The sequence below is a fragment of the Pararhizobium sp. genome, from assembly GCF_965279435.1.
GTDB lineage: Bacteria > Pseudomonadota > Alphaproteobacteria > Rhizobiales > Rhizobiaceae > Pararhizobium.
The window spans coordinates 1,655,207-1,678,258 of record NZ_CBDIHY010000003.1 but is presented as its reverse complement, the minus strand read 5'-3'; the positions used below and the strand labels follow the sequence as shown (position 1 = coordinate 1,678,258).

The 23,052-nt window shown below is 59.5% G+C and carries 25 protein-coding genes, 1 tRNA gene and 1 other RNA gene; 14 read left to right on the top strand and 13 right to left on the bottom strand.

Features of this window, described 5'->3' with window-relative positions; all coding sequences use genetic code 11:
* Positions 1-20: 20 nt before the first annotated feature.
* The 3 genes from ACQY8Q_RS13590 to ACQY8Q_RS13580 all read right to left on the bottom strand — a co-directional run bounded on the left by ACQY8Q_RS13590 (position 21) and on the right by ACQY8Q_RS13580 (position 3,872).
* Positions 21-2,231 (bottom strand): TonB-dependent siderophore receptor, encoded by a 2,211-nt coding sequence (locus ACQY8Q_RS13590; protein ID WP_428427053.1) that lies wholly within the window; start codon positions 2,229-2,231, stop codon positions 21-23.
* Between the two features lie 183 nt (positions 2,232-2,414).
* Entirely contained in the window at positions 2,415-3,299 is an 885-nt protein-coding gene (locus ACQY8Q_RS13585; protein WP_428427052.1) for a helix-turn-helix domain-containing protein, read from the bottom strand.
* A gap of 255 nt (positions 3,300-3,554) precedes the next feature.
* The gene (locus tag ACQY8Q_RS13580; RefSeq protein WP_428427051.1) at positions 3,555-3,872 is read right to left on the bottom strand and encodes a hypothetical protein; all 318 of its coding nucleotides are present in this window, start codon (positions 3,870-3,872) and stop codon (positions 3,555-3,557) included.
* A 276-nt stretch (positions 3,873-4,148) separates the two neighbouring features.
* On the opposite strand from ACQY8Q_RS13580, the gene ACQY8Q_RS13575 reads away from it, so the two are divergent.
* The 5 genes from ACQY8Q_RS13575 (at position 4,149) to ACQY8Q_RS13555 (ending at position 6,688) form a co-directional block, all read left to right on the top strand.
* A tRNA-Ser gene (locus tag ACQY8Q_RS13575) sits at positions 4,149-4,238 on the top strand.
* A 210-nt stretch (positions 4,239-4,448) separates the two neighbouring features.
* Positions 4,449-4,691 carry a hypothetical protein gene (locus tag ACQY8Q_RS13570; RefSeq protein WP_428427050.1) on the top strand — a complete coding sequence of 81 codons (243 nt, stop codon included), beginning with the start codon at positions 4,449-4,451 and terminating at the stop codon, positions 4,689-4,691.
* Between the two features lie 227 nt (positions 4,692-4,918).
* Positions 4,919-6,193: an alpha/beta hydrolase gene (locus ACQY8Q_RS13565; protein WP_428427049.1), complete on the top strand. Its 1,275-nt coding sequence runs from the start codon at positions 4,919-4,921 to the stop codon at positions 6,191-6,193.
* A 110-nt stretch (positions 6,194-6,303) separates the two neighbouring features.
* Positions 6,304-6,495: a hypothetical protein gene (locus ACQY8Q_RS13560; RefSeq protein ID WP_428427048.1), complete on the top strand. Its 192-nt coding sequence runs from the start codon at positions 6,304-6,306 to the stop codon at positions 6,493-6,495.
* A 10-nt stretch (positions 6,496-6,505) separates the two neighbouring features.
* Positions 6,506-6,688, top strand: a complete 183-nt coding sequence (locus tag ACQY8Q_RS13555) for a hypothetical protein (RefSeq protein ID WP_428427047.1) — start codon at positions 6,506-6,508, stop codon at positions 6,686-6,688.
* A 165-nt stretch (positions 6,689-6,853) separates the two neighbouring features.
* Here the strand turns inward: ACQY8Q_RS13555 and ACQY8Q_RS13550 are convergent, their stop codons facing one another.
* Together ACQY8Q_RS13550 and ACQY8Q_RS13545 are read right to left on the bottom strand one after the other, a co-directional pair.
* A complete protein-coding gene (locus tag ACQY8Q_RS13550; protein ID WP_428427046.1) occupies positions 6,854-7,111 on the bottom strand; it encodes a BON domain-containing protein in 258 nt (85 codons plus the stop codon).
* A gap of 72 nt (positions 7,112-7,183) precedes the next feature.
* On the bottom strand, positions 7,184-7,438 hold the full coding sequence (locus tag ACQY8Q_RS13545) for a DUF982 domain-containing protein (RefSeq protein WP_428427045.1): 255 nt from the start codon (positions 7,436-7,438) through the stop codon (positions 7,184-7,186).
* A 140-nt stretch (positions 7,439-7,578) separates the two neighbouring features.
* Between ACQY8Q_RS13545 and ACQY8Q_RS13540 the strand changes: the two genes are divergently transcribed.
* A complete protein-coding gene (locus ACQY8Q_RS13540) occupies positions 7,579-8,523 on the top strand; it encodes an AEC family transporter (protein ID WP_428429779.1) in 945 nt (314 codons plus the stop codon).
* Between the two features lie 84 nt (positions 8,524-8,607).
* On the opposite strand, the gene ACQY8Q_RS13535 is transcribed toward ACQY8Q_RS13540, so the two are convergent.
* Positions 8,608-9,309: a c-type cytochrome gene (locus ACQY8Q_RS13535; protein ID WP_428427044.1), complete on the bottom strand. Its 702-nt coding sequence runs from the start codon at positions 9,307-9,309 to the stop codon at positions 8,608-8,610.
* Between the two features lie 156 nt (positions 9,310-9,465).
* Between ACQY8Q_RS13535 and ACQY8Q_RS13530 the strand changes: the two genes are divergently transcribed.
* From ACQY8Q_RS13530 to ACQY8Q_RS13520, 3 genes are all read left to right on the top strand, one after another.
* A complete protein-coding gene (locus ACQY8Q_RS13530) occupies positions 9,466-10,218 on the top strand; it encodes a 3-deoxy-manno-octulosonate cytidylyltransferase (RefSeq protein WP_428427043.1) in 753 nt (250 codons plus the stop codon).
* A gap of 12 nt (positions 10,219-10,230) precedes the next feature.
* Positions 10,231-11,085 (top strand): prephenate dehydratase, encoded by an 855-nt coding sequence (locus ACQY8Q_RS13525; protein WP_428427042.1) that lies wholly within the window; start codon positions 10,231-10,233, stop codon positions 11,083-11,085.
* 178 nt (positions 11,086-11,263) lie between these two features.
* Positions 11,264-12,340 carry a porin gene (locus tag ACQY8Q_RS13520; RefSeq protein ID WP_428427041.1) on the top strand — a complete coding sequence of 359 codons (1,077 nt, stop codon included), beginning with the start codon at positions 11,264-11,266 and terminating at the stop codon, positions 12,338-12,340.
* Positions 12,341-12,395: 55 nt separating this feature from the next.
* On the opposite strand, the gene nudC is transcribed toward ACQY8Q_RS13520, so the two are convergent.
* Positions 12,396-13,370, bottom strand: coding sequence for an NAD(+) diphosphatase (gene nudC, locus ACQY8Q_RS13515; protein WP_428427040.1), 975 nt, complete (start codon positions 13,368-13,370; stop codon positions 12,396-12,398).
* A 2-nt stretch (positions 13,371-13,372) separates the two neighbouring features.
* Positions 13,373-13,777 (bottom strand): HIT domain-containing protein, encoded by a 405-nt coding sequence (locus ACQY8Q_RS13510; RefSeq protein ID WP_428427039.1) that lies wholly within the window; start codon positions 13,775-13,777, stop codon positions 13,373-13,375.
* A 104-nt stretch (positions 13,778-13,881) separates the two neighbouring features.
* Here ACQY8Q_RS13510 and ffs point away from each other — a divergent pair.
* The 3 genes from ffs (at position 13,882) to ACQY8Q_RS13495 (ending at position 16,289) form a co-directional block, all read left to right on the top strand.
* An RNA gene (ffs, locus tag ACQY8Q_RS13505) (signal recognition particle sRNA small type) lies at positions 13,882-13,978 on the top strand.
* Positions 13,979-14,045: 67 nt separating this feature from the next.
* Positions 14,046-15,926, top strand: coding sequence for a DNA polymerase III subunit gamma/tau (locus ACQY8Q_RS13500; RefSeq protein ID WP_428427038.1), 1,881 nt, complete (start codon positions 14,046-14,048; stop codon positions 15,924-15,926).
* Between the two features lie 39 nt (positions 15,927-15,965).
* The gene (locus tag ACQY8Q_RS13495; RefSeq protein WP_113313667.1) at positions 15,966-16,289 is read left to right on the top strand and encodes a YbaB/EbfC family nucleoid-associated protein; all 324 of its coding nucleotides are present in this window, start codon (positions 15,966-15,968) and stop codon (positions 16,287-16,289) included.
* A gap of 111 nt (positions 16,290-16,400) precedes the next feature.
* Here the strand turns inward: ACQY8Q_RS13495 and ACQY8Q_RS13490 are convergent, their stop codons facing one another.
* A complete protein-coding gene (locus ACQY8Q_RS13490; protein WP_428427037.1) occupies positions 16,401-17,120 on the bottom strand; it encodes a DUF2865 domain-containing protein in 720 nt (239 codons plus the stop codon).
* A 352-nt stretch (positions 17,121-17,472) separates the two neighbouring features.
* Positions 17,473-18,084 carry an MOSC domain-containing protein gene (locus tag ACQY8Q_RS13485; protein WP_428427036.1) on the bottom strand — a complete coding sequence of 204 codons (612 nt, stop codon included), beginning with the start codon at positions 18,082-18,084 and terminating at the stop codon, positions 17,473-17,475.
* A 58-nt stretch (positions 18,085-18,142) separates the two neighbouring features.
* On the opposite strand from ACQY8Q_RS13485, the gene recR reads away from it, so the two are divergent.
* Together recR and ACQY8Q_RS13475 are read left to right on the top strand one after the other, a co-directional pair.
* Positions 18,143-18,748, top strand: coding sequence for a recombination mediator RecR (gene recR, locus ACQY8Q_RS13480; RefSeq protein ID WP_428427035.1), 606 nt, complete (start codon positions 18,143-18,145; stop codon positions 18,746-18,748).
* Between the two features lie 278 nt (positions 18,749-19,026).
* Entirely contained in the window at positions 19,027-20,247 is a 1,221-nt protein-coding gene (locus tag ACQY8Q_RS13475; protein ID WP_428427034.1) for a lytic murein transglycosylase, read from the top strand.
* A 53-nt stretch (positions 20,248-20,300) separates the two neighbouring features.
* Here ACQY8Q_RS13475 and ACQY8Q_RS13470 read toward each other — a convergent pair whose 3' ends face one another.
* The 3 genes from ACQY8Q_RS13470 to ACQY8Q_RS13460 form a co-directional block, all read right to left on the bottom strand.
* Positions 20,301-20,735 carry an SRPBCC family protein gene (locus tag ACQY8Q_RS13470; protein WP_428427033.1) on the bottom strand — a complete coding sequence of 145 codons (435 nt, stop codon included), beginning with the start codon at positions 20,733-20,735 and terminating at the stop codon, positions 20,301-20,303.
* Complete coding sequence (locus ACQY8Q_RS13465; RefSeq protein WP_428427032.1) at positions 20,722-21,063, bottom strand: ArsR/SmtB family transcription factor; 342 nt, start codon at positions 21,061-21,063, stop codon at positions 20,722-20,724. Before ACQY8Q_RS13465 ends, ACQY8Q_RS13470 begins: the two co-directional genes overlap by 14 nt.
* 186 nt (positions 21,064-21,249) lie before the next feature.
* Positions 21,250-22,878, bottom strand: coding sequence for an MFS transporter (locus tag ACQY8Q_RS13460; RefSeq protein WP_428427031.1), 1,629 nt, complete (start codon positions 22,876-22,878; stop codon positions 21,250-21,252).
* Positions 22,879-23,052: the final 174 nt, after the last annotated feature.

The following is a 23,052-nucleotide window of genomic DNA, read 5'->3' as shown; positions in this document are numbered from 1 at the left end:
ATGTTTCAATCCGCTCGAGCTTACCAGGACTTGCTGAGCTTCAGCGTCACCGTCCGCTGGTCGCCGTAGCCGCAGGTAAACAGGCCCTGGCAACCCTTGACGTATTCCTTGTCGAACAGGTTGGTGACGTTGAGTGCCGCACCCCAGCCGTTCTTTTCGTAACGGATCGCCGCATCGGCGACCACGGCATCCGGAACCTTGGCGGTGTTTGCCATATCGGCGAAGGATTCACCATGATAGCGCAGGCCGCCACCGAGGCTGACGCCCTCCAGCGCACCATCGGTGACAACATAATCGAGCCAAAGGGCGGCTTGATGCTCTGGGATAAGATACGGCCGGTTGCCGATGAAGGCCGGGGTGCCGTCCTCAGTGATCTCCATATCAGTGTAGGTATAGGAGGCCAGCAGCTTCCAGTTCTGGTTGATGTTCAGCTTGCCTTCGATTTCCAGGCCCTTGGATTCGATTTCACCGACCTGCTGCTGAATGAAGCCGGCGGGTACGAGGGCATTCTGCTTGGTGATGTGGAAAAGCGAAGCCGTCAGAAGGCCATCCACGAAAGTCGGCTCGTACTTGATACCGGCCTCGTATTGCTGCCCTTCCTCGGCAATAAGTGGCGCAACCTTGGACGGATTGAACGGATCGGCAGGATCAGTCGCCCGCGTTCCGACAAGCGGGTTGAAGAAGGTTGCGGCACTGACATACGGCGTGAGGCCGTTGTCGAAGGTATAGGCGAGACCAGCACGACCACTGAGCGAGCTATCATCGGTGTTGTAGTCGCCACCAACCAGGCGCGAGTCCATGTCCTGTTTTACAAAGTCATACCGGCCGTTCAGAGTCAGCAGCCACCCATCACCGAACCGGATTTGATCCTGTGCGTAGACGCCGACCTGCTGCATGCGCGCGACGCTGTCGAGATAGGTGTTGTAAGGGGCCAGCGGCCGACCATAGACCGGGTTCTCGGGATTGAGATTTGATGCCGGAAATGCAGATGCCTGCGTTTGATCGATCTTGAAGTTCTTGTAATCGAGGCCAAGCAGCAGGGAATGATCCAGCGGGCCGGTCGAAAACTCCTTCTCGGCCCGGTTATCGACGTTGAAGCTATCGATACTGGTTTTATGCTTGAAGCCGAGACGCGCAAGTTCCTGTTTACCGGTCAACGGGTTCACGGCCAAGCCGTAGGGATAGATCAGTTCTTCGGCCTTATCGAGATGTGCATATCGAAGATTCTGCGAAACTTTCCAGCCATTATCAAACTCGTGCGAGAATTCGTAGCCGATCATTTCCTGATCATAACGGCCAAAATCGTGGTCCGGCTCGCCGAAGAAGAGATCCCGGTCAAGCTTGCCGAATGATGCATTGGTGACCGTGCCCTGATAGGGCAGGAAACCGTTGCCGACATGGGTCTGATCGAGCGAAGAAACAATCGCATACACCGTCAGCGATGTCGCATCATCCGGCGCATAGGTGATCTGCGGCATGATGAACCCGCGCAGGTCTTCCGAGTAGTCCGAATAATTGTCACCGCCAGCGACCTTTCCGGTGATCCGGTAGGTGATGGTGCCATCGGCATTCAGCTTATCGTTGGCGTCGAAGCCGAAGAACGCATTACCGAAATTGTTGATGCCGATCTCGGTCGAATAGGCGGGCTCTGCCTGCGGGCGCTTGCGCACGAGATCGACGATACCACCGGGATTGGAGCCACCATAGAGAACGGATGCGGGGCCTTTCAGCACCTCGACGCGCTCGAGCATGTAAGCGTCCGTCTGGAAGCCGCCAAAACTATAGCTGAACAGATTGAGACCATCGAGGAAGACGCCGGTCTGGGTGGCGTCGAAGCCACGGATGTAGAACCAGTCGGTATCCGGATCACTGCCGAAAGGCTCGGTCGAAACGCCGGCGGTGTAGCGCAGGGCCTCGTCGATCTTGGTGACGACACCGCGATCTTTCAGCTCCTGGCGGCCGATAATCGAAACGGATTGCGGAATTTCCGAAATCGGCGTCGCTGTCTTCGATCCGGTTCCCGTCGCCGTCGGCACGTAGCCATCGACCGGACCGGTTGCGTCTCCGTCGCTGGGCTTGCCGCCCTTGCCACCTTCGACAGTCAGGCGTTCCAACGTCGTGGCGTTGCCGGTTGCTGCATCCTGCGCATAGGCCGGCTGCGCGACAGCGATCGCCGCAACAGCCGCACTTGCCATCAATACCCGATAGAGATCAGTCCCCTTGATCTGCATGAATTCGTCACCCCAGCTTAGAGCCGGGCGCTTGCGCCCCCGTCGGCGAAACGCGATCCGGCATTTCCATGAATATAAGCGGAGTATTTAGCTCAACTATGATGGATCAGGATTGTCTCTAACTGCGGTTCTTGAACGTTTCTGGTCCATATTCCGCATTGTGCCCAGGCAAAGCGCAAATGCTCAGAACCGCTGACTTTTCGCCCAGGTCGCGGGCGTTGCCCCCACAGACTTTCGGAACACACGGGTAAAGTGCGCCTGATCCGCAAAGCCCGTTTCGGCGGCAACGACACTCATCGGCAACTCGCCCGTCAGCATCAATTGCTTGGCACGCTCGATGCGCGCCTTCATCTGCCATTGATGCGGCGGCAGACCGGTGGAGGCTTTGAAGGCGTGGCTAAAATAGGATTGCGACAGGCCGGTAAGGGTCGCCAGCTCTTCAAGCCGGATGCCACGCAGGCAATTTTCCTCGATATAGTCGATCGAGCGGCGCAACTGCCACGACGCCAGTTCGCTGCGCTTGCGTGTTCGCACGGGCGCCAGCTTCATGACATCGACAAACAGCGCCACAGACAGACCATCGCCATAGAGATCGTGCAGCGGCTGCGGGTTGACGCATTCGGCAGCTATCAGCTCGGCCAGAGCCAGGAAACGCGGCTCGGAAAACAGCAGGCGCGGCGTATTGAGCTTGCGCGCGTCGAGATCCTCCATCAGCCGGCGGCTGAGAACCTCGGCATTGAAATGCAGATCGAGATGGCGGACATAGTTGACATCAACCATCTCGGCCCACAATTCCATACCGGCCGGAATGTAGGAAATGATCTGCCGGCGGCTGTCTTCCGCGACAGCCTGATGCGCCTGCCGCAGCCGGATATTGCGCCGGCCGCCGCCCTTGGCATCAAGCACGATGAACAGCCGGGGATCATCCGCCACATAAAACCCGCCAGCGGCTGGCGTGCATTCGACATTCCAGACATCGGCAACGATACCGTTCCACTCGCGCCGGTTCAGCCCGCCAATGACGGAAAACCCGGAAATCCTGTTGTTCATGCGCGGCTGGAAAGTCATGACATCTCGGCAGAATCGGCCCTGATTGCCGATCGAAATAAACCTACTTTTGATAATCAAGTTTATATTGCCAATACAGCATCTTTGCAATTGCTGAAACGCCAGAGAAACCCTTGTTTGTCAGGCGTTGTGTCTTTTTCGTCATGCCGGGCCGGATCAGCGGCAGAAAATCGCAAAGCGCATGCCTTGCGCGTAAAAACCTGAACTACCGGAAATGAGCAGCTTTTTGCCGTTCTCGCGCGAAACCGCCGATGGTCAAGCCGAAAACCGGCCTGCGGCGGGCGGGCGTTTATAGGCTATCACCCAAAGGAACAGCGCGATCAGCAGGAAGAAGGCAAAAGCCGGCTGCTGCAGCGACCAGCGGATCAGCGGATCGAAAAAGGCCCCGTTCGCATGGGGCCGCTCTAGGCTCTGCACGATCGACTGCGTCGAAGCCCCGCCGGCCGCAAGCGCTGCGGCCAGGGGCGTCAACACCGGCTGGGATGCCGAGACAGACTGGATTGCATCGACGGCTGCGACAAGCACACCCATGACCAACGCCAGAAAACTCGCAAACCGCAGCAAAAACCGCATTCCGCCTCCACCATCCGGCGTATTTTCCGGGTCCAGCAAGCAATAAGCATAGGTCAGGCCAAGTGCAATCCCACCTTTTCAGAGGTACGGATCGGAAGAAGTCAAAAAACTGTCAGAAATCAGTTGATCCCACGGAATTCATCGGTATATATCGCGCCGGTCCGCAGGTTTTCACCCGCGGCCTTCCCGGTTTGGTTCAACCGAACGGGTTTTCAGGAGAAAGCAAGCGCTTGTCTCTAATCCACCGGCCCCAACCGCCAGTGGATTGATAAAAACGGACAGGTGGCCGAGTGGTTGAAGGCGCACGCCTGGAAAGTGTGTATACGTGAGAGCGTATCGCGGGTTCGAATCCCGCTCTGTCCGCCAGCTCTTCCCCTGACTATTCCTCATCCTTCCTAGCGTTTACCGACCTCGACATCCTTGTCGCGTTGCATCGCGGCATAAGACGTTTCGGCTTGCGTCAAGTTGAGCTTTCCGCAAGCGCACACCTGCGCTACACCATCAGGGCAATCGATAGTCTGCTTCTAACGCGAATTTCCAGTCCGGCCCCTATGCCAACGCCAAGGAGAAATGAGCATGACTTATATCGCATCCCCCAAACGCCCCATTGGTCATCCGGAACGCGCGCTCGACTGTGAAGAAGTGCTGCAGGTGGCGCTGGAACACCTATCGAGCGAGGCCTCGCTGACGGAGGAGGACGTCGAGGCGAAGCTGGTTGCAAGCGGCCTGACGGCCGGATGGGAAGAAGCGGAACTGAAGATCGCGATCGCGGACCTGCGCCGCAATGCAGCGCTCGGATTACAGGGCCTGTCGGGATAGACTGGCCAGCCAACCTATCGAATTGCACCACCAACCCTGAACCTGCCCCGGCAACACGGGCGACACCCGGCTGTGTCAAAAATACAATATGAACCTGTGTCATGAATCAGCCGGGCCGGGCAAGTTGCCCTGTGCAGGCTTGACGGCGGCATCTGACTGTGGACTGAGTTCAAGCCACAATTCCAGGCTGTCGTGTCAAATCTTGTGTTTTTGTCGGAAGCGTATCCATGAGCTCAGCATCGATCGGCAAGCCTGTTCCATCTTCATCGCACGGATTCTTCCGGCGTTTGACGATCGCGCTATCCCTTGTTGCGACGCTCACCGCCTGCGGCGGGCACGCCAAAGGCGTCATGCAGCCGCTCAACATTGTCGCCGAGCCCAAGGGAAACGCAGTCGTCGATATGCTGGTGGCAACCAGCCGGCAGCCCTCCGGCGATCCGGCAACCTTGTTTTCCGGCGAGCGTAGCGTGCAGGCCTCGCTGACTGATGTGGCGGTTTCCATTCCATCGAGCAAAATTCGCGCCTCGGGCACGGTGCAATGGCCAAAGAAGCTGCCACCCAATCCGGACACCGATTTCGCGGTGGTCCGTGTCCAGCCGGTGCCAGACGTTCCGCAGGCGCGTGAATGGGTTCGCAAGCATTCGTCCGGCGGCCATGCGATGGTCTTCATCCACGGCTTCAACAATACCTATGAGGATTCGGTTTTCCGCTTTGCTCAGATCGTCCACGATTCCGGGGCTGACGTAACACCGGTCCTTTTCACATGGCCATCGCGCGCCAAGGTGTTTGACTACAATTACGACAAGGAAAGCACCAACTACTCGCGCACCGCGCTGGAAAACACACTGAAGGCACTGGTCGAAGACAAGAATATCAAGGACATCACCATCCTTGCCCATTCGATGGGAACCTGGCTGGCGATGGAATCGATCCGCCAGATGGCAATCCGGGATGGCGGCCTTCCGAAAAAGATCGAAAATGTCATTCTCGCCTCGCCGGATATCGATGTCGACGTGTTCTCCCGCCAATGGAACGAGCTTGGCAAGAACAAGCCGAATTTCACCATTTTCGTCTCGCAGGACGACCGCGCATTGGCGCTGTCGCGCTATATTTCCGGCGACGTACAGCGGCTTGGACAGATCAACCCTGCCGAAGAGCCATACAAGACCAAGCTCGAAGCGGCCGGCATCACCGTTGTTGATCTGACCAAGGTGAAATCGACCGATCGCCTCAACCACGGCAAATTTGCCGAAAGCCCGGAAATCGTGCAGCTGATCGGTCAGCGGCTCGTCACTGGCCAGACATTGACGGATTCCGATGTCAGCCTGGGCGATGGCATCACTGCTCTGGTGGCCGGCACTGTCAACACCGTCGGCCAGGTGACAGCAACAACGGTTGCGACGCCTGTTGATCTTCTCTCGGGCAATCTGAAGCTGCCGAAGAAGAAAAAACCCGCAGACGTCGACGGCGCCTTCCAAACGCAAAATACCCCGTCCCAGTGAACGGAACGACGCTCCAACGGCCTTGAACAGGCCGAAGATCCCGCTGGAACAACCTCGGTGGAACCATCCGCCGCTGAGCATCGTTTTGCTCCCGATAAAGGAGAACGATGATGCCGACAACAATCCCGACGCCACAGGACGATAGCCCGCGTGGACCGCAATCGAGCCCCGGCCTGCCGGATCGTTCGCAGGAAAAACCTGCCACACCGCCGGTGATAGACAAGGGCGACACCAAAAACCCCAATGACCCTGTTCTGGAGCCTGCGCTGTTGCCGATCGGCGACCCCGCCGGCATGGCTTGAGGAGAGTTTCATGTCCACCGAAGACAGCAACGTAACACCGGAGCAGAGGAAGCCCAGCGACGTTCACAGGCCGCCCGGCCTGCCGTCGCATGCTGACGAGAGATCGAAAGCGCCGCCCATGGTCCAACCAGCCGGTGGCAAGGACGAAGGCGAGAAGCCGGTGATCAACCCGGTAACCGGTGGAGCGATCTGAAGATCATTGTGCCAATTCTCAACAATAAGATGAATGCCGGCCGCTGATAGCGCGCCGGCATCTGTCGTTTTAACCTTTAAAGGCTGAAAGCGCCGGGAAGGATCAAGCCCGTTTCGTGGCGCTAATAATCGCCAGACAATGGCGAACTCCCAGACAATGGCGAACTCAATGTCTCAACACTTCCACCTTGTTCTCGACGAGATGTACGCCGATCACCGAGGCGGCAGCCTGCTCGATGCAGCCGATTTCGGTTTCGCAGGAAACATACCCACTGAGAACAACTGTACGGCCAAGCGCCATCACAGACAGCCGGGACGTATCAATCAGCGCCGAATACTGGATGTAGCGCATGACCTTGCTGGCCAGTTCGTCATCGGTAAGATCCGAATGATCATCCTGGTGAATGTAAATCTGTTTGTGCATGGCAATTGTCCTTCCGGGGGGACAACGCAAGTTTTTCCGGAATGTTCCGATTTTCTTTAATGAGATTAAACGTCAGGCGCCCGGCTGCACGTGGATATAGGCTTCGACTGCGGCGGCGATGAAATCCTGGCGGGCATAGTCGATCGGCTGCTCTCCCCGCAGGACACAGCGGCATGTCTGGATGGCGGCCTGATACGCTGTGCCGTCATGAACCGGCCACTTGTCGAGAAGGCATTGTGCCGCTTCGCTGGTGTTTCGAATGATGCGGTAATGTCCTATTCCGTCGAGTTCGAGGACGACGGGTTCCAGCCACCATTTTTCGTTCATCTGGCAACCTCCTGCCGCACTCTGGCATATGAGCCTTGCGTGAAATATGCGGTGCGCCCGATACTTGCCCCGCACCGGGTTGCGACAGCTTGGCGAATGGGTCTATGGCGGACGTTCCTTTTGCCAAGAGGCTGCGCCTGATGTCCGATGTCTTCCTGAATGTCGTGCCTATCTTCGTCCTGATCCTGCTCGGCTGGCTGATCGTCCGGATGAATTACCTGAAGGCATCGGTGGGAGAGGCGCTCGGAGATTTCGTGTTTCGGGTCGCCGTACCGGTTCTTCTGTTCCGCACCATTGCCGAAGCAGATTTCAGGGATGGCTCACCCTGGCCGCTCTGGGTTGCCTATTTCTCCGGCGTCTGCGTGACGTGGACGCTTGGACATCTGGCGGCAACACTGTTTTTCAAGAAGGATGCGCGGATCGGCGTTTTGGCCGGGGTTTCATCCGCTTTTGCCAATACCGTTTTCATCGGCCTGCCGCTGGTGTCGAGCAGCGTCGGCGAAGAAGGTATCGTGGCTTTGTCCATTCTCCTGTCCGTGCATCTGCCGGTCATGATGATCGCCGGTACGATCCTGATGGAGCGGGCCGAGCGCAAGACCAGCGGCAAGCCCGGCCAGAGCCCGTTCAAGCTTCTCAAGGGCATCCTACGCAACCTGGTGCGCAATCCACTGGTCATCGGACTCGTGCTCGGGGCGCTGGTGCATCTCATCGGCATGCCACTGGGCAGCCCAGTCAAGATCGTCATCGATCAGCTGGCCGGTGTTGCAGCCCCTGCGGCCTTGATCTCGATCGGCATGGCGGTCGATAAATACGGCCTTGGGGGCAATACCGGCCTTGCCTCGGTCACCAGTGCGCTGAAGTTGATCGTCCTGCCCGCAACTGTCTACGGCGCCTGCCAGCTGCTTGGCCTGAACAGCAACTGGACGGCAGCGCTGGTGCTGACCTCATCGGTTCCCACCGGCGTCAATGCCTGGCTGATCGCCAATCATTTCAACGTCGGTCACGGCCTTGCATCATCGACGATCACCATCACCACCGCACTTGGCGTCATATCGGTGTCCACCTGGGCCTATATCCTGCTTTAGCGGTAACGGCTGGAGCCCGGACAAGAAAAAGCCCGGCACATCGGCCGGGCTTTGTTCATTCTGTCATTGCTCCGGACGGTGTCCTTATGGAGCAGGTGCCGTCTCGGTGGCAGGTTTTGTTGCGTCGCCTTCAGTGGCAGGCTTTGCAGCTTCGGTTTCCGTCGCAGGCTTGGCAGCAGCATCAGCCTCGGCAGCCGGCTTTGCGGCTTCGCCTTCAGCGGCAGGCGCTGCAGCAGCCGTTGCGGATGGCAGTGCCACCGGCGTATCGGCATGCTCGCGCAGCCAGGCAATCAGGTTGGCGCGCTCGTCCGGCTTCTTGACGCCGGCAAAGCCCATTGCTGTGCCGGGAACGTGCTTCTTAGGCGCTTCGATGAAGAAGCTCAGGTGATCGTAAGTCCAGGTCTTGTTGGCTTCGGCAAATGTCTTCATGCCGGCCGAATAGGAAAAGCCTTCATGCGAAGCGATCGGACGCTCGACAAGACCCCACAGGTTAGGACCAACCTTGTTGGCCCCTCCCTTATCTACGGTATGACAGCTTGCGCATTTTTTGAAGACGGTCTCGCCGGCCGACGCATCAGCCGATGCCAGCAGCGGCTTGATATCGACTTCGACCTCTGCCGTGGCGCCTGCGCCAGCATCCGAAGCGCCTTCTTCGGCGATGATGGCGAAGCCTTCCTTTTCGGGAGCTTCCGACTTGAAGATGCCTTCCGATGCGATCGATACGGACATCAAAACAAAGACCGTACCGAGGAAGGCACCCACGCCCATGTTTACATACGAGTTCATCCGCAAATGCTCCCCTTGCAACCGGCGCGAACAAAACGCCAGCCTATCTTGAAATCGCGCGGAACCTATGTCTTTTGGCTTTGTGTTGCAACAGACATTATAAGCCCCGGTCTGAGACCTTTTGACACTTTTCCGGCGCGTTTTGAAGGGCTAAGCATGAATAGCGACAATTTGGACAAAACCCTGATTCTGATCCCCGCGCGCATGGCCTCGAGGCGACTGCCCGGTAAGCCTCTTGCCGACATCTGTGGCCTGCCGATGATCGTCCAGGTCGCCTTGCGGGCAAGGGACGCGCAGGCAGGACGGATCGTCGTTGCCGTCGATCATCAGGACACGTTCGATGCCGTCACTGCTGCAGGTTTCGAGGCTGTCATGACCCAGGTAGACCATCAATCCGGCTCCGACCGCATTTACGAGGCGCTTTTGAAGAGCGACCCGGAAGGCAAGGCCGAGATCATCATCAACGTCCAGGGCGATCTTCCGACCATCGAGCCCGAAACCATCCGCGCCGCACTTCGGCCGTTGGAAAATCCCGACGTCGATATCGCCACCCTGACCGTCGAGATCGAGGAAGAGGCAGAAAAGACCAATCCGAACGTCGTCAAGGTCGTCGGTTCGCCGCTCTCGGAAACCCGGCTGAAGGCCCTCTACTTCACCCGCGCCACCGCGCCGCATGGCGACGGCCCGCTCTATCATCACATCGGGCTCTACGCCTACCGGCGCGCAGCGCTTGAAAAATTCGTCGCGCTGAAACCATCGCCGCTGGAAAAGCGCGAATCGCTGGAACAGTTGCGGGCGCTCGAAGCCGGCATGCGCATCGACGTGGAAATCGTCAAATCGGTGCCGCTCGGTGTCGATACCCCGGCGGACCTTGAAAAAGCCCGGCGCCTTCTTGCCGCTAAAGCCTGATCGGACTGCATCATGATTACCAAGACCAACCGGATTTCCTTCCAGGGCGACTACGGCGCCAATTCCGACATGGCTTGCCGCGACATGTTCCCGGACATGGAGCCGCTGCCCTGCCAGACCTTCGAGGACGCCTTCCTGGCCGTCGAAAATGGCGAAGCCGACCTGGCGATGATCCCGATCGAGAACACCATCGCTGGCCGCGTTGCCGATATCCATCATCTCCTGCCCGAATCACGGCTGCATATCATCGGCGAGTATTTCATGCCGATCCGCTTCCAGTTGATGGTGCTTCCGGGAGTTTCGCGCGACGAAATCCGCACCGTGCACAGCCATATCCATGCGCTTGGCCAATGCCGCAAGATCGTGCGGGCCAATGGCTGGAAACCGGTGGTAGCGGGTGATACCGCAGGTGCTGCCAAGCTGGTTGCAGAAATGGGCGACCGCTCGATGGCCGCTCTCGCGCCAAGGCTAGCCGCCGATCTCTACAAGCTCGAGATCGTCGCTGAGAATGTCGAGGATACGGAAAACAATGTGACGCGTTTCGTGGTCCTCTCGCGTGACCCGAAGAACATCAAGCGGCAGGCGGACAGCGACGTCATCGTCACCACATTCGTCTTCAACGTCCGCAATATCCCAGCCGCCCTCTACAAGGCGCTGGGCGGCTTTGCCACCAACGGCATCAACATGACCAAGCTGGAAAGCTATCAGCTCGGCGGCAAATTCATTGCCACGCAGTTTTATGCCGATATCGAGGGGCATCCCGACGACGCGCATGTGCGCCAGGCGTTGGACGAATTGCGATATTTTTCCGAGAAGGTTCGCATCCTGGGCTCCTATATGGCCCATCCGATGCGGCTCGTCTTGTAAACAAAATACTGCCGCAACACCCGCGAGAATTAGCGGCTGGAAATGAAAGCTAAAACGTGGTTGTTTTGCGACGAACCCATTTGTTCGTCGCATTGCGCGCTACCTGATTCGCAGCGCGCCATGCCTCCCCGGCAACGACAGGCGCCTGCGAATTCAGGGGCGCGGCAAAGGTCGACACATGGCAATCAGGACACGTCTTCTCTACTCTTCCGCCGCCTTGATGATCTCTACCGGCGCGCACGCCGCCGACGCGATCGTCGTCGCCGAGCCAGAGCCCATGGAATATGTTCGCGTCTGCGACGCATTCGGAAAGGGCTATTTCTATATTCCGGGCACGGAAACCTGCCTGAAAATCGGCGGCTACGTCCGCTTCGATTCCAACTATGGCGAAAACCCTTATTCGGGCAAAAACAACGGCTGGGATGCCTTCACCCGCGGCAACATCACGTTCGATGCCCGCTCGGACACCGAATATGGCACGCTACGCAGCTTCATCGACCTGCGCAGCGACGCCAACAACATCACCGACACCCGAACCTATCTCAACGGCGCCTATATCGAGATCGCCGGCTTCCGCGCCGGCTATGCCGATTCGCATTATGACACCTGGCTGAACTCGGCCGGCAATATCATCAACGACGACGTCATCGACTATACCGGCGACCGGACCAACCAGGTCAGCTATGTCTATGGCGGAGATCTCGGCGTTTCCGCCCTGATCGGGCTTGAAGAAGGCGCCGGCAGCTATGATACCGGCTTTGGCCCTGTGCCGTCCGCCTCCTATCGTGGTGACGACTTCCCGCATATCATCGGCGGCCTGCGTTACTACAAGGAAGCGGGTATGGGGATCGCTTTCGTTGGCGGTTATGACACCGAGGCGGAAGCCTTTGGCGGCAAGCTGCGTGTCGACGTCAAGCTCAACGATACTTTCGGCATCTTCGTCATGGGTGGCTACCAATCGGACTGGGATAATGACAAAGGTCCCGGCGGCTCCCGCAAACGCAATTATTATGGCCCATGGGATGGCGACTGGGCCGTTTGGGGTGGCGTCAGTGCACAGGTAACCGACAAGGCTTCGCTGAACGCCCAGGCCGCCTACGAAGAAGACGGCACCTTCGCCGCCGCTCTGAACGTCGATTACACCGTGGTGGAAGGCCTGACCTTCCAGCCGGAAATCAACTACACGGAATTCGATGGCTTGCGCGGCACTGGCAGCGCAGTCGGTGGCACCGTCCGTATCCAGCGCAATTTCTAAACCAGAAACCAGCTGACATTCGATCGGCGTCCGCCCTGGCGGGCGCCGATTTCGTTTATTTCGGCCAGTCCAGCCAATCGCGCATCAACTGATGGGCGATGGCACCCTTTGGTGGCGGGCCGAGTTCACCGGCCGCCAGCGTCACGCCAGTATTGCGCGCCAGCATCGCCGCGGTTTCCTCGCGCGTGAACCAGCGGCAATCTTCCAGTTCCTGATCGTCGCGATGAATGTCACGGGACTTGGCTTCCGCATAACAGCCGATCATCAGCGTGTGCGGCATCGGCCACGGCTGCGAGGCATGGTAACGGACGCGGCCGAGGCGGATGCCGGATTCCTCAAGCGTCTCGCGCCGGACGGCATTTTCCATGGTTTCACCCGGCTCCACGAAACCTGCAAGGCAGGAATACATGCCTTCGGGAAAATGCGGGCTGCGGCCGAGCAGGCAGAGATCGCGCTCCAGATCGATCGCCAGCATGATGACGACGGGATCGGTGCGCGGGAAAACCATGTGGCCGCAAGCGGTGCAGACGCGCCGGTAGCCGCCGGCCTTGCCTTCCATGACTGAACCGCATTTGCCGCAGAAACGGTTGGTGGCATTCCAGCTAATCAGGCTCGACGCCTGTGCAAACTGACCAAGCAGCTCGTCCGTCAGCATCTGCTGGCGATAGAGCGTGCGGCCATCGGCGAGCTTGAATGGCTCCGGCAGTGTCTCTTCGGTCATCCCGATGGGGACCGCCAGTCGCGGCTCGCCATTGGGGAGAAAGCCGAGCAGGATGGCGTCGTCGAGAACCGGCTCCAGACCCGCCAGCTCATAGGGCGCAAACAGCGGGTCGATGATTTTCTCGTCATGCTTGACCACCAGTTTGCCGCCGGAGAAAGCGAAGACATGCGCGCCTTCCTTGCGGAAGGCGGCTTCAAGACAATCGTCGGGACGATGTTCCGACTGTCTGTCCAGGTGGTTTTCGGAAAAGGCGACGAGCGTGCTCGGCTCGGGATGCGGGCTGTGCAGGTCGAAGATCGATTTCGTCATGGTCAGAGATTTTCCACTATCCGTGCTGCGAATGCCTTGCGCGCCTCGTCGTCCCAGGGCTCGGCGGAACCGAAACCCCAGACCGGCCCCGGCCAGTTGGCGTCACACTCGCTGCGGGCGATAACATGAACATGAAGCTGGCGAACGATATTGCCAAGAGCGCCGACATTGATCTTCGTCGCCTGTGTCACTTTTTTCAATGCGGCGGCGGCCATGTTGGTTTCGAATGTCAGCATCGCCTGGTCAAGCGGCGTCAGATCAAACACTTCCGATATGCCGTTGCGCTGCGGGATCAGCACAAGCCAGGGCCAGCGGCGGTCATTGTTGATCCGCAGCTGGCAAAGGCCGAGCGTGGTGATCAGCAATCCATCGCGTTGAAGGCGTTCATCAATATCGAAGGCAGGCACGTGGATCTCCCGGGAACAGTGATTTTCCTTTTGTTTCAACAACGATAGCAGTTTTTTGAAGGCGTGGCTTGCATTTGGTTTCGATATTGCCGATATGAGAGCCGGGAGGTTGGTGGTGGACGAGCCACTCGCCAACCGGGTCAGGTCCGGAAGGAAGCAGCCCCAACGAGCCAGGCACGGGTCATCGTGCCAGCCTCCCACCCTTTTCCTTCTGTCCTTACCGGACACGATTTGCAACCAAGCGGCCCCGTTTGGGGAAAAAAGGGCGATGAGCGAAGATAGTCTGATCCCGACATCCGAAAAACCCGCCGCCTACCGCGTGCTTGCGCGCAAATACCGGCCGAAGGATTTCTCCGACCTGATGGTCGGCCAGGAACCGATGGTGCGCACGCTCACCAACGCGTTCGAGACCGGCCGTATCGCGCAGGCCTATATGCTGACCGGCGTTCGCGGGGTCGGCAAGACCACCACCGCCCGCATCCTTGCCCGCGCGCTGAATTACAAGACAGCCGAGATCGACAAGCCGACGATCGACCTTCGCATTCCCGGCGAACATTGCCAGGCAATCATGGAAGGCCGCCATGTCGATGTGATCGAGATGGACGCCGCCTCGCATACCGGTATCGACGATATCCGCGAGATCATCGAGCAGGTGCGCTATCGCCCGGTTTCGGCCCGCTACAAAGTCTATATCATCGACGAAGTGCACATGCTCTCGACCCAGGCCTTCAACGGCCTGTTGAAGACGCTCGAAGAGCCGCCGGAGCATGTGAAGTTCATCTTCGCCACCACTGAAATCCGAAAAGTTCCGATCACGGTGCTGTCGCGCTGCCAGCGCTTCGACCTGCGCCGCATCGGTGCGTCCGATCTCGTCGGCCTGTTTACCACCATTCTCGGCAAGGAAGGCATTTCTGCCGATCCGGATGCCATGGCGATGATTGCCCGTGCCGCCGAAGGCTCGGCGCGCGACGGCCTGTCGCTGCTTGACCAGGCGATTGCCCATGGCGGCGGCGTGGTCGAAGTCGAAGCCGTGCGCTCGATGCTTGGCCTTGCCGACCGCGCCCGCATCGTCGATCTGTTCCAGCACATCGTCAAAGGCGACGTGGCCGCCGCTCTCGATGAATTTGCCGGGCAATACGAGGCAGGCGCCAGCCCCTCCGTGGTGCTGACCGATCTCGCCGACTTCACCCATCTCGTTACCCGGCTGAAATACGTGCCGGATGCTTCCAATGACCAGTCTCTGAGCGAAATCGAGCGCACCCGTGGCGCCGAATTCTCCTCCAGCATTGCCGTGACGACGCTGTCGCGGATCTGGCAGATGCTGTTGAAGGGCATTCCGGAAACCGAAAGCTCCTCACGCCCGGCAGGTGCTGCCGAAATGGTGCTGATCCGGCTTGCGCACGCTGCTCACCTTCCCTCGCCGGAAGATGCGGCCCGGCGTTTGCTCGAAATGTCCAGCGGCGACGCGCCGCGCCAGCCGTCCGCCCCGAATGGCGGCAATGGCGGTGGTGCGCAGGCCTCCATGGGCGGATCCGTTCAAGCACGCGGCAACGACATGCCGCCTGCACAGCGCGCGACCGGAAATGGCGCGACCATGCTGCGCGCCGTGCCAGACGTGGCGCCGCCCCAGGTCATGCCTGTTGGACAGATCGAGCAACGGCCGGTCGAAGCACCGGTGGCGAAGGCTGAGCCTAAAGTCCCGGTGCGCTCGGTCAGCGACATCGCCGACCTCTGCGGCACTAACCGCGACATCAAACTGAAGACCTTGGTGCGCGGTTTCGTACGGCTGGTGAATCTGGAACCCGGACGGCTGGAAATCAACCTGCCGGAAGACGCCCCGAAAACCCTGGTTGCCGAGTTGCAGAAGAAGCTCGAAGACTGGACCGGCATCCGCTGGATGGTCATCCTCAGCCGCGAGCCTGGCCAACCGACATTGCTTGAAGCCGAGACGCGGGCGCAGGAAAAGCGCGTCAGCGATGCACGCCAGGATCCGGACGTTGCTGCCATTCTCGCCAAGTTCCCCGGCGCCAAGATCACCGACGTTAGGATCAAGGGACCGGAGCTGGAAGAGGAAAACGAGCCGGTGGCAGTCGCCGCCGCCGAATCCGAAGAGGGCGACATCCTTCCCGGCGACGATATCGAGCACTAGTTTAAGATTTATCGAGACATTGAAGAAGAGGACATGACGATGCGCGACATCATGGGCATGATGGGCAAGGTCAAGGAAATGCAGGCCAAGATGGAGAAGATGCAGGAAGAGATTTCTGCGCTCGAAGTCGATGGTGCCTCCGGCGGCGGTCTCGTCACCGTACGCATGGACGGCAAGGGCAATCTCAAGGGCCTGAAGATCGACCCGTCGCTCTTCAAGGAGGACGATGTCGAAATCCTCGAAGACCTGATCGTTGCTGCCCACAAGGACGGCAAGGACAAGGCCGAAGCCATCACCGCCGAAAAGACCCGCGAACTGACCGCCGGCCTGCCGATCCCGCCCGGTATGAAGCTGCCTTTCTAGGCCGCTTTCGCTGACAGGCGGCCAGATCCCGGCCGCCTTCCGGATGGGTTGGAAACCCGCCAACCAGACCAGCTGCCAAAAAACGCGGGCATCCGTGCGGTCAGGACCGTCTTATTCTTCCGGCAGGAAAGCCGCGCCGACGATGCGGATTTTACGCGGCGGCGCAGGTACGAAGCTCGTCGTTCCGCGAAGACCGGCATCCCCGAGCAACGCCACAGTCATCACAGCATCTTCTGCCATTTGCGAACCCGAAGCCTCGGCATTGGATAAGGCTGTATGGATAACCGGCGTTTTTGCCAGGACGCTTTTGTAGAACCGGTTCATGTCACAGGTCTTGAGCGGCGATGCCGTCCGGTAGGCTCCGGCATGCGGCAGCTCGGCATACCGTGCCCCCGTCGTCACCGAGATCATCTCATCAGTATTCCGGTCGGCACTGGTGATCCTGTACACGTCCATCGCCGGATCATCGCAGATGAATTTGCATTGAGCCGATATCGCCTCCAGATCGCTGGCGGAGTTGTAGCCGGAATTCGGGGTCGGAAAGGAATAGCCGTCCGAGAGCCGGACGCATCGTGTTTCGATCTTGGCCTTCAGACCATATCCAGCTGCTGTGCCGCGTGCCGTCGGTTGGATACGGCGGACTGGAGCGCGTTCAGCGACGGCCGGCCTCGCGCAAACCTGCTGTGAAACACCGGACAGGCTCTCTAATCGGGCGTTCGTTTCCGCAATACGGCCGGCGATCTCGCGGCAGACAAAATTTGCCCCGGCGGCGCAATTGTATTTCACTTGAAAGGCCCGGTTGGCGGCGATCTGGCGCTGCAGCCGGGACATCTCCGGGTTGCCAGATGCCCGGATCGCAGAACAACCTCCGGCCTCGACACCGCTTACACAGACCATCAGCGTCCAAAAGGCGGCGGCGATGATCGCACCTATTCGCCTCGCATTTTCCGTGAACCCGTTCATGGTGACAGCCCTGTCCCGCTCACGCCTGCAGACGCAGCTATCCCGGCGCCCCTGTCCTTGCCAAGTTCGCTACGGTCTCGCGGTGTCTGTAAAGGCATCGATATCTCGCAGCAGGCCCGAATGCCCTGTGCGACAGGCTTTCTCATAGGTTGGGAGCGGCTTGAAAGAAAGCGGAACTTCAGCAGATGGTTAAGGTCGCAGGCGGAGAAGCGGACCGGATTCAGCCGCTGATCATGGCTCTCAGCTTGTGGTGGATCGGCGCGGCGATATAGCGGGCGCGGTCCTCGTCGGAAAGGTTTTTGCCATAGGTGTGCAGCAGTTCCGGCATCAGCACGGGAGAGCCAGAATAGGCATGATAGCTGACGGCATCTCCAGCCTGCACGACACCATCCTTGAGGACGCGGCAATAGAACCCCGGCCGCCCGGCCTTGGCGAAACGTTTGGCAAAGCCGGGATCGTCCATGCGAACCGCCAGTGTCGCGCAGGGGATACGGGCAGAGGTGACCTCGAGTTCGACCGAATCCGTTTCGAACCGGTCGCCAACCGAGATCTTGCGGCTATCGGCGCCTTCGATCACCAGATTTTCGCCGAAAATGCCTAGCTCCAGGTCCCGGCCAAGCTCCTTCGACCACCAGTCAAGATCGACCGAGCCGAGTGCATAAACCGCCTGATCGACGCCGCCATGGTGTTTGCGGTTGCAGATTTTGTCGCCGATCAGCCCCTCGCGGTCGATCATCACACCAGCTTCTATCGGATGCTTGAAGATGCCGGTCCGATAGGATTTGCCGGGCAGCATTTCGGCATTTCCGGTGCAGACGGCGCGGATTTTCATGGGCGGCACTTTCTTTTCAGCGATTCCGTTCTGCGGAGATATGGAGTAGAAACCCCGCATGGCAAAGCGAGTCACCGGTCCCGAAATTGAAAAACTCATCCAGCTGCTGGCAAAGGTGCCCGGGCTCGGGCCGCGTTCGGCCCGGCGCGCCGCCCTTCACCTCGTCAAGAAGAAGGACCAGCTGCTTGGCCCTCTAGCCGACGCCATGGGCGAAGCGCACCGCAAGGTCCGCATCTGCTCGTGCTGCGGCAATGTCGATACAATCGACCCCTGCAGCGTCTGTTCCGATGACCGCCGCGACAATTCCGTGATTATCGTCGTCGAAGACGTCTCCGACCTCTGGGCACTGGAGCGGGCGAGCACGATGAACACGGCCTATCACGTGCTCGGCGGCAGCTTGTCGCCACTGGACGGCATCGGGCCTGACGATCTGAATATCAAGGGCCTTATCGAGCGGGTGGCAAAAGGCGGCGTGCGCGAACTGATCATCGCCGTCAACGCCACCGTCGAGGGCCAGACCACGGCCCACTATATCACCGACCAGCTCGACGGCCTCGGCGTCAAGATCACCCGTCTGGCGCATGGCGTGCCAGTAGGTGGCGAACTGGATTATCTGGACGAAGGCACGCTGACGGCGGCACTGAGGGCGAGGACGGCGATTTGAGGAAGAAACTGCTGGTGACGCAAGACGGCCTCCCTACCAACATTGCTACGGCAAACTCCGCATTCAAACAGGGAGCAGCAACAATCTCTCCCGTCATTCCTGTGCCCGTCACAGGAATCCAGCCACGCGACGTCCGTCGCGTGAGAGACTCATTCGCGCCATTGACATGGCGCGGCTGGATCCCCGCCGCAAGGGCGAGGATGACGGAGTGTGAGAATGCGCCGCTTCAAACCCAGAAAAGCCCTCTTAAGCCCGGTAAGGCACGGCAAACACTGGCGATGGTGGTTGCGGCAATCGTCTCGCTGATGCCTCTACCTGCTCTCGCCGCCTCCAAGGCCGAGACCGAAGCCCAGTTCCGCCAATGGCTGCAGACCGATCTCTGGCCGCAAGCGCAGAAATCCGGCATCACTGCAAGCGCCTTCAAGGCCGCCTTTGCCGATGTGAAGCTCAACTGGGACCTGCCGGATCTGGTGCCTCCCGGCAGCAAGCCGCCCGGTGAGCAGAAGCAGAGCCAGGCCGAATTCTCTTCACCCGGCGCCTATTTCTCCGAACAGCGGCTGCAGGGCCTGGCGGCAACCGGCCGCAGCCTCGCCAAGGAAAATGCTGCGACGCTCCGGCGGATCGAGAAGACCTACGGCGTTCCGGGGCCGGTCATCCTTGCTATCTGGGGCCGCGAATCCGGGTTCGGCCGGGCGAAGATCCCGCATCCGATCATGGATGTGCTGGCCACCAAGGCCTTCATGTCGACGCGTGGCGATCTCTTCACGCGCGAACTGATCGCCGCCCTTCATATCCTCGACAGCGGCGATGTGAAGGAGGCCGATATGCGCGGCTCCTGGGCCGGGGCCATGGGCCAGCCGCAGTTCCTGCCGACCAGCTTCCTAAAATATGCCGTCGATTTCGATGGCGACGGGCGCCGCGACATCTGGAAATCGACCCCGGACACGCTGGCGTCAATCGCCAACTACCTGTCGAAAAAGGGCTGGCAGCGCGGACGCGACTGGGGTTTCGAGGTCTATATCCCCGCCAACGTGACCTGCGCGCAGGAAGGCCCGGATCTCGCCAAACCGATTTCGAAGTGGGCATCCGATGGTATCGAGCGGGCATCCGGCAAGGCGTTTCCAGCCAGCGAAGCCAAGGCCGAAGGCATGATGCTGGTCCCCGCCGGCCGCAATGGGCCTGAATTCATCGTTACGCCGAATTTCTACGTCATCAAGGAATATAACAATTCCGACCTCTATGCGCTGTTCATCGGCAACCTTGCCGACCGGATCGCCTCGGGCGGAGGCGCGTTCAGGCGTGAGTTTGGCGATGTCGGCAAGATGCTGCGCTCGGACGTCCTGAAGATGCAGAAGGCGCTGGAAAAACAGGGTTACGATATCGGCAAGGCCGATGGCCTCGCCGGTTACAAGACCCGCCGCTCGATCGGTGCCTGGCAGGCGAAGAACGGCATCGAGCCCACATGTTTCCCGCAGAAAAACCTCTTGGGAAAACTGTAGCAGGCTTCACCGAGGCCGGACGAGACCGCATGCGATCCCGCTCGGTCTGATCATCAGGCGGCGGAGAGGCTGGTTTCGAGCAGGTTGAGGATCGCGGTCCAGCCCTGTTCGTGGCCTTGGCGTGCTTCCTCGGACTTGAACTTCACCTGCTTCAAGGTGATTTCCGTGGTGCCGGCATCGACCGTGGCCAGATCGATGGTCACGACGCTGTCGTCAAGCGAATATGGCGATTCCCAGGTGAACGACAGATGGGAATGCGGATCGATCGCAAGATAGGTGCCCGCATGCGGAATTTCCTTTTCCGGTGTCACCATGACGATCGAAAACCGGCCGCCCTTCACCGGGTCGTTCTTGACCTTGCTGGGCTGCGGACTTCCGAACGGCGGGGCCATGAATTTTGCCAGCATCACCGGTGAAAGCCAGGCGTTGAACACTTTTTCGCGCGATGCCGCGATTGTGCGGCTGACCGTCAGCTCAAGCTCCTTCATTGTCCTCATCCTTTGAAACGAGTAAGTTTTCCAGCGCCGCAAGGCGCAGTTCCCAGATCGACTTCAATTGCGCGAACCAGTCCTCGGTCAGCTTCAGCGGATCGAGCTCGGCTGCGATGAAATGCTCGCGGCCCAAGGTCCGGCGGGTGACAAGCCCTGCCTCCTCCAGCACCTTGATATGCTTGGAGACGGAATTCAGCGACATGTCGAAATGGGCGGCAAGCGCCGTCACTCTCAATGCACCCTCCTGAACAAGCAGCGTCAGGATGCGTCGCCGGGTCGTATCGCCGGCGGCCTTGAGAACCCGTGACAGATCATCTTCGTCCATTTATTCACCCTAGCAGTTGAATATATAAAACTTACTTGATAGTCAACCATATGGATGAATATTATTGAACAGGCAAAATTCCGCCCTCCCCCGGTTTTTGGGCACCGGCGCGACAGGCAATGAAAAGGCCGGCGTTGCGGATTGCAAAGCCGGCCCATCGAAAGATTACACCTGCTGTGTCCGCGCTCAGTGCATGTCCATCTGCTGCTTGTAGCGCTCGTACTCGTAAGGAAGGATCGTCTGGCGCTCGATCATCCGGTGCACGCGGGGAGCGGCAGCACCGCGATGCAAGGCCGTCAGCCTGTCGCCGATCTCGGCGTCGGCCTGCGTGCGTCGCTGGTTGTGGCGGACATACTCCACCCAGGTCGGCACGTGGTAGGTCTCTGTCCAGGTGGTCGGGTTTTCCAGATCGCGCATGAGGCCCCATTGGCCTGCTCCATCTCTGATCCGGATACGGCGGCGCTCGGCCATGGCTGTCAGGAACTCCGGAACGTCGTCATCGGCGATCTCGTAATCGATCATGACAACGATCGGGCCGCTGCGGGGTTTGAGGTCCAACTTCAGCAAAGGTTCTGAAAAACGGTTGAGCGGATCGAGATTGAGCGACTGGAACTCCGGCAGCGGCAGTTTCAGCCCGATGGCGGCACCAACGACCATCAGCAGTGCCGAGGCAATCAGGGCAATGGCCGGGCCATAGTTTTCCGCCGCCTGCCCCCACATCCAGCTGCCTGCCGCAATGCCGCCAAATGTCGTCGTCTGATAGAGCGACAGTGCCCGTCCGACCACCCAGCGCGGCGTCGAGAGCTGCACGGTCGTGTTGAACAGCGACAGCGCCAGAACCCAGCCGGCACCCGACAGGAGAAGCGCAAGGCTGGTCAGCCAGCCATAGGGGCTGATCGCCGTGACCAGGCTGCTGACGGCAAAACCCGCAAAAGCGATGCGCACGACCCATTCGCTGGACATATGTTCGCGCAGCCGGGCGCTGAGCAGCGCGCCACCGATGGCACCGAGGCCGAAGGCACCGAGCATGATGCCGTAGGTGAGCGGTCCGCCGGCAACCAGATCGCGGGCGACCAGCGGCAGAAGGGCGAGGATGGCACTGGCGGACAGGCCGAAGAAGAAGCCGCGCACCAGCACCTTGCCGATATTCGGTGACATCGCGACATAACGCAGACCGGCGGAAATCGCCCGGCCCATCGATTCGCGCGGCAGCGTCGACAGCGTCTCCTCCCGGCGCCAACGCAGCAGCGCATAGATGATGGCGAAATAGCTGAGCGTATTGGCAGCAAAAGCGGCGGCTGCCCCGGCTGCAGCAACAATCACGCCGCCGATGGCGGGGCCGACCGAACGGGTGATGTTGAACCCCATGCTGTTCAGCGCAACCGCTGCCGGCAGCACCTCGCGCGGCACCATGTCCCCGACCGAAGCCTGCCAGGATGGATTGTTGAGCGCCGTGCCGCAGCCGATCAGGAAGGTGAACAGCAGAAGCAGCCATGGCGTGATGAAGCCGAAATAGGCACAGAGCGTCAGAAGCGCCGAGACGCCAAGCATGAAACACTGGCCGATCAGCATGATGCGGCGGCGGTCGAAATTATCGGCAAGCGCGCCGGAGATCAGCGAAAACAGCATGATCGGCAGCGAGGTCGAGGCCTGCACCAGCGCCACCATGTTTACCGAGTCCGTAATCGAGGTCATCATCCAGGCGGCGCCGACGGCCTGGATCAATCCGCCGAAGTTGGAGGCAAGGCTTGCCACCCAGATGACCCGGAATGTGTCGTGCTTGAACGGCGCCAATGGCGATAATCGATGCGGCAACGCGCTTTCCTACCCTATGTGTGATTGAATCGTCTTTGACACCCAATCTAAGCCAGATGACAGGCCGGGCAAGCAAAAGCGCTATCGTCGGCAGGATTTCACCACTTCACGGTCTGCATCCGGGTTTTGCGGACCCGAGAGCGGGATATCTTGCATTTGCGGATAATCGAGCGT